The sequence below is a fragment of the Halorubrum sp. SP3 genome (assembly GCF_005435195.1).
GTDB classification, from domain to species: domain Archaea; phylum Halobacteriota; class Halobacteria; order Halobacteriales; family Haloferacaceae; genus Halorubrum; species Halorubrum sodomense.
On sequence record NZ_SGTU01000480.1, the window covers coordinates 1 to 355 of the forward strand.

The following is a 355-nucleotide window of genomic DNA, read 5'->3' on the forward strand; positions in this document are numbered from 1 at the left end:
CGATGTCCGCCTCACTAGCCGCATCGAGCAGGGTTTGTGTCCCTTGGACGTTCGTGCTCACAAACGGCTTTGCACCCTCAATGGAGCGGTCTACGTGTGACTCCGCGGCGAAATTGACGATTGCGTCCACGTCAGCAACGAGGTCTCTCACGAGTTCCTGATCGCGGATATCCCCTTCGACGAACTCGTGGCGCGGGTCGTCGAGGACGCCCTCCAAGTTGTCTTTTGAGCCCGCATACGTCAGCGCGTCCAGTGTGACAATTTCGTCGTTTTCGTGGGTGTCGAGTACGTGGTGGACGAAGTTGGACCCGATAAAGCCGGCCCCACCTGTGACGAGGATTCGCATACTACTACC

At 58.0% G+C, this 355-nt stretch carries 1 protein-coding gene; it reads right to left on the reverse strand.

The window, feature by feature from the left end:
* On the reverse strand, positions 1-346 hold a 346-nt coding region (locus EXE42_RS17310), incomplete at its 3' end, for a GDP-mannose 4,6-dehydratase (protein WP_137707098.1).
* Positions 347-355: the final 9 nt, after the last annotated feature.